The organism is Micromonospora sp. NPDC052213, assembly GCF_040679695.1.
In the GTDB taxonomy this organism is placed as follows: Bacteria; Actinomycetota; Actinomycetes; order Mycobacteriales; family Micromonosporaceae; genus Micromonospora.
In genome coordinates this window covers 1-9,115 of sequence record NZ_JBFAVI010000227.1, presented here as the reverse complement: position 1 = coordinate 9,115, position 9,115 = coordinate 1, and the positions used below count along the sequence as shown (strand labels likewise).

The following is a 9,115-nucleotide window of genomic DNA, read 5'->3' as shown; positions in this document are numbered from 1 at the left end:
GACAGGGGCGGGCGGGCCGTCAGAGGGTCAGGCGGTAGAGGGTCAGCGGGCGACCGCTGGTGCCGGAGGCGAGGTTGCCGGTCCGCTCGGCCAGGCCGGCCAGCTCCAGGCGGTGCAGCATGCGCCGCGCGGTGCGCTGCTGCACCCGCAGCTGGTCGGCGACCTCCCGGCTGGTCAGCGGCTCGTCGCCGACCGTCGTGCGCACCTCGCGCAGCCGCAGCAGGGTGGGCACGGACAGGCCGACCCGTTGGGCGATGACCGCCAGGTTCACCTCCGCCGGCGGCGGGGCCGGCGTGGTGGACTCCAGCACGATGTCGGTCTCGCCGCGCAGCGACAGCACGGCCGTGGTGGGGCCGACCCGGCGGGCCCGGCTCAGCGCGCGGCGTGCCAGGTTCTCCGCCTCGGCGGCGCTGCGGCCCAGCCCGAACCCGATCTGCACGGTCTCGTGCCGGTCGGCCAGGCGGCGCAGCATCGGCAGCGCCGTGAAGCCGCCGGTGGCGTCGTGCAGCGGCCCGCGGGTGGTGACGATGAGGTACGTGTCGGGGGCGAAGCGCGCGACGGTGCCGCCGAGCCCGGCCACCTCCTTGAGCAGCCCGTCGTCGCCGTCGGACAGGTTGGCCAGCCCGAGAGCGATCTGGGCGTCCTCCTGGGCCTGGCTGCCGACGTGCAGCAGGAGCTGGCGCAGCGCGGCGCGCACCGAGTGGTTCGACGGGGCGAGGCGGAACGCCGGCATCTCGTGGCGCAGCACCTCGTAGACCGAGCTGATGCAGGTGACGGCGACGTCCGCGCCGGCCTTGCGCTGCCGGCGGTGGAAGGCGACCACGTCGTCGGAGCTCAGGCCGCTGCGGTAGGGCAGCGACCGGACCCGGTCCACGGGCAGGTCGGCCTCGCCGAAGGTGCCGGCGACGTCGGCGCCGGTGACGGTGTCGATCGACATGCGGGTGACGTCGCGGCCGTCGCGCAGCAGCCGCACGGCGGCCTGGAGCAGGGTCGCGCCCGTGTAGTCGACGAAGACCGCCGGCCGGTGCAGCAGGTTCGCCTCCCGGGCGAGGGTGTACGGCACGACGCCGGTGAACAGCCACGCCTCGACCTGGCCGGCGTGCGCCTCGACGATCGCCGGTGCCTGCGACTCGTGGTCGTAGTGCAGCCGCCTGGCGGTGACGCCGGGCTGCTCCTCGCAGGTGGCGGCCACGTCGTCGACCAGGTCGTGCGGACCGACGACCCCGATCTCAATGGTCACCGCTGCCTCCTGTCAGGGTTGCATTGTTCGCAGCACAAGATTACGGTCAGGCCCGGTATTACTGTAGCCCTGGGAGGGTGCGTGTCGTTCCCCAGCATGGCCGACGCCGGCGGCCGGACGATCGGTGCGGAGGAGCTGGCCGCCGTCAGCCGGGTGCTCCAGTCGGGCATGCTCAGCTCGGTCTGGGGCACGGAGGTCCGCGCCCTGGAGCGCGAGATGGCCGACCTCCACGGAGTGTCGCACGCCGTGGCCGCCAGTTCGGGTACCGCGGCGCTGCATTTGGCCGTCGCGGCCGTCGCGCCGGACCCGGGCGACGAGATCATCACGTCTCCGATCAGCGACTTCGGCACGGTCGCGCCCATTCTCGCCCAGAACGCCGTGCCCGTGTTCGCCGACGTCGATCCGTACACCGGCAACCTCGACCCGGCGGCGGTCGCCGCCGCGATCGGGCCGCGCACCCGGGCGATCCTCGGGGTGCACCTGTTCGGCGCGGCCGCCGACCTGCGCGAGGTCGCCGACTCCGCCGGCGTGCCGCTGATCGAGGACTGCGCCCAGGCCTGGCTCACCCGCTACCCGGACGGCACCCTCGCCGGCACCGCCGGCGCGATCGGCTGCTTCAGCCTCCAGCAGTGGAAGCACATCACCTGCGGCGACGGCGGCCTGACCGTGACCGACGACGCCGTGCTGGCCCGCCGGATGCGGCTCTTCGCCGACAAGGGCTGGCCCCGCGACGAGGCCCGCCGGCACGTCAGCCTCGGCCTGAACTACCGGATGACCGAGCTGGCCGGCGCCGTCGCCCGTGCCCAACTGGCGAAGCTGCCCGGGGTGCTGGCCGACCGGCGGCGCACCGCCCGCCGACTGGCCGCCGCGCTGGCCGACCTGCCCGGCGTGCGCCTGCCGGCGGACCTCGACGCGCACGCCTGGTGGCTGTTCCCCGTCGTGCTCGACCCGCCGCTGACCAACCACGAGGTGGCCGGGAAACTGGCCGCCGCCGGGATCCCCGCCCGCGCCGGCTACCTCCAGCAGCCGCTGCACTGCGCCCCGGCGCTGACCGAGGCCCCCGTCTACGGCACCTCCCGCTTCCCGCTGACCGTGCCGCCGGCCGACCGGCTGCCGGCCTACGGGCCCGGCGCGTTCCCGGTCGCCGAGCGGCTCATCGCGGAGACCCTGCTGGTGATCGACTGGAACGAGCGGTACACCGACGCGCACGTCGACGAGATCGCCCGGGCGGTCCGGGCGGCGGTGACCCCGTGATCGCGCCGGCCGCCGCCGCGCTGCGCGACCGGCTGCGGTGGCGACTCGTCGCCGCCACCGCCACGCCGATGGACGCCGACCGGACGGTCGACGCCGCGGTGCTCGACCGCTACCTGCGCGGCCTGGTCGTCGACGGCGCGGACGCCCTCGCCGTGTGCGCCCACACCGGCCGCGGCCCCTACCTCGACCCGGCGACCCGCGACCTGGTCGTGCGCCACGCCGTCGACACCGGGGTGCCGGTGGTCGTCGGCGTGGGCGGCCGGCCGGGCGAGCACACCGACGAGGTCGCCGCGCAGGCCGCCCGGGCCGCCGACCTCGGCGCCGCCGGCGTCCTGGTCTTTCCCGTCGACGGCGACGCGGTCGCCCACCACGACGCCGTCTGGCGGGCCGCCGGCCTGCCGATGCTCGCCTTCGACCTCTACACCCGGCCGTACTCCGCGTCGCGGCTGGCCGCCCTGCTGGAGCACCCCGGCGTCGCCGGGGTGAAGGTGGCCCGGCTGCACGACGCCATCGCCTGCCAGGCCGCCCTGGCCGCCGCGCACCGGGCCGACCGGCTGGCGGTCACCGGCGAGGACCGGATGTTCGGGCCGTCGCTGATGTGGGGCGCGCAGGCCGCCCTGGTCGGCCTCGCCGCCGCCGCCGTGCCGGTCACCGCCGCCGTGCTGCGGGCGTACGCCGACGGGAAGCACGACGACTTCGTCGCCGCCTCCGCCCGGCTCGACCGGCTCGCCGAGGTCACCTTCACCGACCCGATGGAGGGGTACGTGCACCGCATGCTCCAGATCGCCGCCGACGAGGGGCGGATCCCCGCCTCCCACGCGGTCGACCCGTACGCGCCGGCGTTGCCGGACGGCGACCGGGACGGCGTGCTCGCGGTGGCGAGGCAGCGGTGAGCGGCAACCCCTTCGTCGCGGCCGACCTGCCCCCGGTCACCTTCGACGTCGACGTCCTCGTCGGCCGGTACGCCGACCGGCCGGGCCCCACCGGCGACCCCCGCGACGTCGCGGCCACCCTCGGCGCGAACGGCATCGCGCGGGCGGCCGTGGCCAGCCTCCGGGCGGCGTTGTTCGACGTGGCCAGCGGCAACGACGAGGCCGCCGCCCTGGCCGGCCCCACCGTGCTGCCCGTCGGTGCGCTCGACCTGCGCGACCCGCTCGGTGCCGAACGGGAGGTCGTCCGGCTCGCCGAGCGCGGCTTCCGGGCGGTGCGGCTCTTCCCCGACGAGCAGCGCGTCGAGCCGGACTTCCCGTCCGTACGGCACGTCGCCCGCCGGGCCGCCGAGGCCGGCCTGGTGATCCTGACCGGCGGGGACCTCCGCCGGTTCTGGCGGCCGCTGCGCGGCGCGACCGTGGTCTTCCTGGACACGCACTTCTACCACCTGGGCGACTTCGTGGTAGCGGCCCGCGACGAGCCCGGCTTCCACACGTCCACCCGGCTGCTCAACTCGCCCGACGCGCTGGAGACCGTCGTCGCCCACGTCGGCGTCGGGCGGCTGCTCTACGGCTCCCGCACCCCGTTCTACGAGCCGGTCGTGCCGCGGCTGCGGCTGGCCCGCGGCGGCCTCGGGCCGGCCGAGGTGGCCGCCGTGGCGGGCGGCAACGCCCGCCGGATCCTGGAGGGCCAGGAATGATCATCGACGTGCACGCCCACTGGGGGCCCTGGTTCTTCAGCATGGACGTCGGGGCGGTCGCCACCAACCTCGCGGTGATGGACCGCTACGGCATCGACCTCGCCGTCGTCTCCGCCACCGAGGCGGTCATCTACGACGTCACCGCCGGAAACCGGGCGATGGCCCGGGTCCTGGAGACCAACGATCGCCTGCTCGGCTACCTGACGATCAACCCGCGCCGCCTCGACGACGCCGAACGGGACCTGCGCGAACTGCTCCCCACCGGCCGGTTCGTCGGCGTGAAGATCCACACCGACTACACCGGCTCCCCGGCGGACTCCCCGCAGGCCCGCGCGGCGCTGGAGCTCGTCGCCGCGCACGACCTGCCCGCCCTCGTGCACACCTGGGACGCGACGCCGCTCGACCTGGCCCAGGCCGTCGCGGACATCCCCGGCCTGCGCGCCATCGCCGGACACATGGGCGCGAACGGCTGGCGGCACGCCGTCGAGGCGGCCAACTCGGTCGACCGGCTCTGGCTGGAGCCGTGCTTCTCGCACACCGAGGCGGGCCGGTTCGCCGCCGTGGCGGCGGCGGTCGACCCGCGTCGGCTGCTCTTCGGCACCGACGCCACGCTCATCGACCCCGCGGCGGCCTTCGGGGCGGTGCTCGCCGCCGACCTCGACGCGGAACTGGCCGAGCGGGTCGCCTGGCGCAACGCCGCCGAGTTGTTCCGCCTCGACGTGTGCTGACGTCGGCTCTGTTTGGAGGACGGCGGCAGCCTGCTCGCCGCGCTCAGTCCGGGTCGGTGACCCGGGCCAGCACGATGCCGCAGACGATCAGGGCCAGTGCGGCGAAGCGGCCGACACCGACCGGATCCTTGTGTACGACGATGCCCAGCGAGATCGCGCCGATCGCGCCGATGCCGGTGAACACGGCGTAGGCCGTGCCGACCGGCAGGTCCTGCATAGCCCGGGAGAGCAGGTAGACGGCGGCGGCTCCGAGCGCGAAGCAGAGCAGGGTCGGCACCGGCCTGGTGAAGTTCTGCGTCGGCTTGATCGTCTGCGACCAGATGATCTCGACCAGGCCGGCGAGCGCCAGGACGAGCCAGCTCATGCCTGCGCTCCCGAGGGTGCCAGGGCCCCGGCGGCGACGGCGCGGGCCACGTCGACCGCCGCCTGCCGGGCATCGGCGTACGACCTGCGGTAGGACTCGCGCCACCGCTCCAGCGTCGGGTCCACGGTGGAGTTGACGAACTCGGTGTTGATGACGGTGACGTCGTCGACCTGGAAGTGACCGAGGAAGAAGTCCCGCAGGTAACGCTCCTGGTGGTCCACGGGCTCGCGCGGGGTGCCGGGGGCGTAGGAACCGCCTCGCGCGCCGGTGACGACGACCTTGAGGTTCAGCCTGGCGTGCGGGAACGTCACCTGGTCGATCCACAGCTTGAGGCTCGCAGGGATCGAGAAGTTGTACATGGGAGCGCCGATGAGCAGCACGTCGGCGGAGACCAGTTCGGTGAGCAACGGCTCCACCACCGCCCATGCCTCCCGCTGAGCCGGGGTCCGCACCCCCTCGGCGAGGCGGCCGGGTTCGGTGATGGCGTGGCGCAGCGCGTAGTCGCAGATCTCGGTCCACGCCTCGCCGATGACGGGCACGGGGTCGGCGGCGAGATCGCGGTAGGTGTAGGTCCCCGTCGGGTGGGCGGCCCGCCACTCGTCGGCGAACGCCCTGCTCAACGTGCGGGAGTGTGATGCCCGGCGGGCGCTGGCGTCCAGGTGCAGCAGGTGGGCCATGACTCTCGTCCTACTCGTCGGAGGAAGCGGACACGATGTCCGGTTGTCCCTCGACGCTAGCAGCTAAGTGGACGCCACGTCCATTTAGCCGGTTCGGGTGTGCGGGGGCCGTCGCAACCGGACGGGATGTCCGGTTAGGCTGTCGGGATGGCGGATGACCTTCTGGCCCCGACCCCCGCGGAACGGGCCGACGCCGCGGCCAACCGGCGACGCATCCTCGCGGCCGCGGAACGCCTGTTCGCCGAGCGCGGCCCGCAGATCTCCATGACGGACCTGGCCACCGCCGCCGGCGTCGGCCGCGCGACGCTCTACCGCCGCTACCCGGACGTCACATCCGTGGCTGTCGCCCTCCTCGACGTGCACGAGCAGCGGTTGCAGCAGCAGATTCTCGCCGGCCCGCCGCCGCTCGGGCCGGGCGCGTCGCCTCGCCGCCGCATCGAGGCGTTCTACGACTCCATGATCGATCTGCTCGAACGACACCTGCCGCTGGCCCTCGGCGCCGAACTGGGTGCCGCCCGCTTCGCCACCGGCGCCTACGGCTTCTGGCGGACGTTCGTCATGTCCCTGATCCGCGACGCCGGCTGGCAGGAGGACGCCCTCGCCGACGTCCTGCTCGCGCCACTCGCCCCCGAGGTGTACCGGTACCAGCGCCACGACCGGGGGCGAACGGTGCCCGAGATCAAGTCGGCGCTCGCCCGCCTCGCGTACGTCCTGCCGGACTGACGTCCGGCACGGAACGTCCTCGGCGACGAGGGCATCGGCGCTGGTAAGGAACGGGCGGGTCAGGCGAGGCGGTGGTCGAGGGCGGTGTGGCGACGCCCGGCGCCGACCGTGCGGACGGCGGCGGCGAGGGCGCGGCGGGAGCCGACGAGGACGACGAGCCGCTTGGCGCGGGTGACGGCGGTGTAGAGCAGGTTGCGTTGCAGCATCATCCAGGCGCTGGTGGTCAGGGGGATGACGACGGCGGGGTACTCGGAGCCCTGCGAGCGGTGGATGGTCATGGCGTACGCGTGGGCCAGCTCGTCGAGTTCGTCGAAGTCGTAGTCGATGCTCTCGTCCTCGTCGGTGCGTACGGTGAGGGTCTGCTCCTCGGCGCTCAGGGCGGTGACGATGCCGACGGTGCCGTTGAAGACGCCGGCCTGGCCCTTGTCGTAGTTGTTGCGGATCTGGGTGACCTTGTCGCCGACGCGGAACACCCGCCCGCCCACGCGGCGCTCGGGCTGCCCGTCGCGGGCGGGGGTGAGGCGCTGCTGGAGCAGCGTGTTCAGGGCCGCGGCGCCGGCGGGGCCGCGGTGCATGGGGGTGAGGACCTGCACGTCGCGGCGCGGGTCGAGGCCGAAGCGGGCGGGCACGCGGGTGCATGCGACGTCGACGGTCAGGGCGGCGGCGGCCTCGGTGTCGTCGCAGGCGAACAGGAAGAAGTCGCCGAGCCCCTGGAGCAGGGGTGGCTTGCCGGCGTTGATGCGGTGGGCGTTGGTGACCACCCCGGACTCCGCGGCCTGCCGGAAGATCCGGGTCAGCCGGACCCGGGGGATGGCCGGGGCGGCGAGCAGGTCCCGCAGGACCTCCCCGGCGCCGACGGAGGGGAGCTGGTCGACGTCGCCGACGAGCAGCAGGTGCGCGCCGGGCGGGACGGCCTTCACGAGCTTGTTGGCGAGGACGAGGTCGAGCATGGACGCCTCGTCGACGACGAGGAGGTCGACGTCGAGTGGGTTGTCCCGGTCGTAGGAGGCGTCCCCGCCGGGGCGTAGCTGCAGCAGCCGGTGCACGGTGGCGGCGGGATGGCCGGTCAGCTCCGACAGTCGCTTCGCGGCGCGGCCGGTCGGCGCGACGAGGGTGACCTTCGCCTTCTTCGCGGCGGCGAGTTCGACGACCGAGCGGACGGTGAAGCTCTTGCCGCAGCCGGGTCCGCCGGTCAGCACGGCGACCTTGGCGGTGAGGGCGAGCCGGACCGCCTGTTCCTGCTCCGGGGCGAGGTCGGTGCCGGTGCGGGCCTTCAACCAGGCCAGCGCCCTGCCCCAGTCGACGCCGGTGAAGTGGGGCAGCCGGTCGGCGCGGTGGTGCAGCAGCCGCAGCAGTGACCCGGCCAGGGACTGCTCGGCGCGGTGCAACGGCACCAGGTACACCGCCGCCGTCGGCTCGCCGTCCGGCCCGGGCAGGGTCTCGCGGACCACCCCCTCCTCGCCGACGAGTTCGTCGAGGCAGGTGGTGACGAGGTCGGCGGGCACGTTGAGGATCTTGGTGGCCTCGACGACCAGTTGACCGTCGGGCAGGTAGCAGTGCCCGTTGTCGGTGGCCTCGGAGAGGGTGTACTGGAGGCCGGCCTTGACCCGCTGGGGGCTGTTGTGCGGGATCCCCACGGCCTGGGCGATGGTGTCGGCGGTCTTGAACCCGATGCCCCACACGTCGGCCGCCAGCCGGTACGGCTCGTTCTTCACCACCGTGATGGAGGCGTCGCCGTACTGCTTGAAGATCCGTACGGCCAGCGAGGTGGACACGCCGACGCCCTGGAGGAAGACCATCACCTCCTTGATCGCCTTCTGCTCCTCCCACGCCGCGGTTATCTTCGCGGTGCGCTTCGGTCCCAGGCCGGGCACCTCGACCAGCCGGCTCGGTTCGGTCTCGATCACCTGGAGGGTGTCGAGGCCGAAGTGCGCGACGATCCGCTCGGCGAAGACCGGGCCGATGCCCTTGACCAGTCCGGAGCCGAGGTAGCGCCGGATGCCCTGGATCGTGGCCGGCAGGACCGTGGTGTAGGAGTGGACCTCGAACTGCCGGCCGTACTGCGGGTGCGACGACCAGCGGCCGGACAGCCGCAGGCTCTCGCCGGGCTGGGCCCCCAACAGCGCCCCGACCACGGTGAGCAGGTCGCCGCTGCGGTTGGTGGACACCCGGGCGACGGTGTAGCCGGTCTCCTCGTTGACGTAGGTCAGTCGTTCGAGCACCGCGTCCAACACGGCCGACGGCGGGCGAGTGGGGGCAGTCACCCGCCCATCCTGCCCTGCGTGTTGCTCGGCACTCGCGCGTGTCCCTGGTGAGAGCCACCCACCAGGCGATTCGGGTACGCCGGCACCCGTCGCACCGGCCGTCGATCGAGGTCCCGGTCGGCCGCTGGTGGCTCACGACCGCGGGTTGCCTCGGTGGCAGGGGTGGGCGCCGCCCGGCACCCCCCGGGGGGGGCCCCGGGCGTCAGCGGCCACCCGCGGTGGCTAGAAGTCTGTG

General features: G+C 73.9%; 9 protein-coding genes. 5 read left to right on the top strand and 4 right to left on the bottom strand.

Annotation, left to right across the window (positions count from 1 at the left end; translation table 11 throughout):
- Positions 1-19 precede the first annotated feature (19 nt).
- The gene (locus AB0L34_RS31205) at positions 20-1,240 is read right to left on the bottom strand and encodes a hypothetical protein (protein ID WP_357696756.1); all 1,221 of its coding nucleotides are present in this window, start codon (positions 1,238-1,240) and stop codon (positions 20-22) included.
- An 81-nt stretch (positions 1,241-1,321) separates the two neighbouring features.
- Between AB0L34_RS31205 and AB0L34_RS31200 the strand changes: the two genes are divergently transcribed.
- The 4 genes from AB0L34_RS31200 to AB0L34_RS31185 are packed head-to-tail and all read left to right on the top strand — an operon-like array spanning position 1,322 to position 4,852.
- Positions 1,322-2,494: a DegT/DnrJ/EryC1/StrS family aminotransferase gene (locus tag AB0L34_RS31200; RefSeq protein ID WP_363708940.1), complete on the top strand. Its 1,173-nt coding sequence runs from the start codon at positions 1,322-1,324 to the stop codon at positions 2,492-2,494.
- Complete coding sequence (locus AB0L34_RS31195) at positions 2,491-3,387, top strand: dihydrodipicolinate synthase family protein (RefSeq protein WP_363708938.1); 897 nt, start codon at positions 2,491-2,493, stop codon at positions 3,385-3,387. The genes AB0L34_RS31200 and AB0L34_RS31195 overlap by 4 nt, the downstream gene beginning before the upstream one ends.
- Entirely contained in the window at positions 3,384-4,124 is a 741-nt protein-coding gene (locus tag AB0L34_RS31190) for a hypothetical protein (protein WP_363708936.1), read from the top strand. The genes AB0L34_RS31195 and AB0L34_RS31190 overlap by 4 nt, the downstream gene beginning before the upstream one ends.
- A complete protein-coding gene (locus AB0L34_RS31185) occupies positions 4,121-4,852 on the top strand; it encodes an amidohydrolase family protein (protein WP_357465087.1) in 732 nt (243 codons plus the stop codon). The genes AB0L34_RS31190 and AB0L34_RS31185 overlap by 4 nt, the downstream gene beginning before the upstream one ends.
- 43 nt (positions 4,853-4,895) lie before the next feature.
- On the opposite strand, the gene AB0L34_RS31180 is transcribed toward AB0L34_RS31185, so the two are convergent.
- Complete coding sequence (locus AB0L34_RS31180) at positions 4,896-5,216, bottom strand: multidrug efflux SMR transporter (RefSeq protein ID WP_363708934.1); 321 nt, start codon at positions 5,214-5,216, stop codon at positions 4,896-4,898.
- A complete protein-coding gene (locus tag AB0L34_RS31175; RefSeq protein ID WP_363708933.1) occupies positions 5,213-5,893 on the bottom strand; it encodes an NAD(P)H-dependent oxidoreductase in 681 nt (226 codons plus the stop codon). The genes AB0L34_RS31180 and AB0L34_RS31175 overlap by 4 nt, the downstream gene beginning before the upstream one ends.
- A 147-nt stretch (positions 5,894-6,040) precedes the next feature.
- On the opposite strand from AB0L34_RS31175, the gene AB0L34_RS31170 reads away from it, so the two are divergent.
- Entirely contained in the window at positions 6,041-6,616 is a 576-nt protein-coding gene (locus tag AB0L34_RS31170; RefSeq protein ID WP_363708931.1) for a helix-turn-helix domain-containing protein, read from the top strand.
- 59 nt (positions 6,617-6,675) lie between these two features.
- Here AB0L34_RS31170 and AB0L34_RS31165 read toward each other — a convergent pair whose 3' ends face one another.
- The gene (locus tag AB0L34_RS31165; RefSeq protein WP_363708929.1) at positions 6,676-8,880 is read right to left on the bottom strand and encodes an ATP-dependent RecD-like DNA helicase; all 2,205 of its coding nucleotides are present in this window, start codon (positions 8,878-8,880) and stop codon (positions 6,676-6,678) included.
- Between the last annotated feature and the right edge of the window lie 235 nt (positions 8,881-9,115).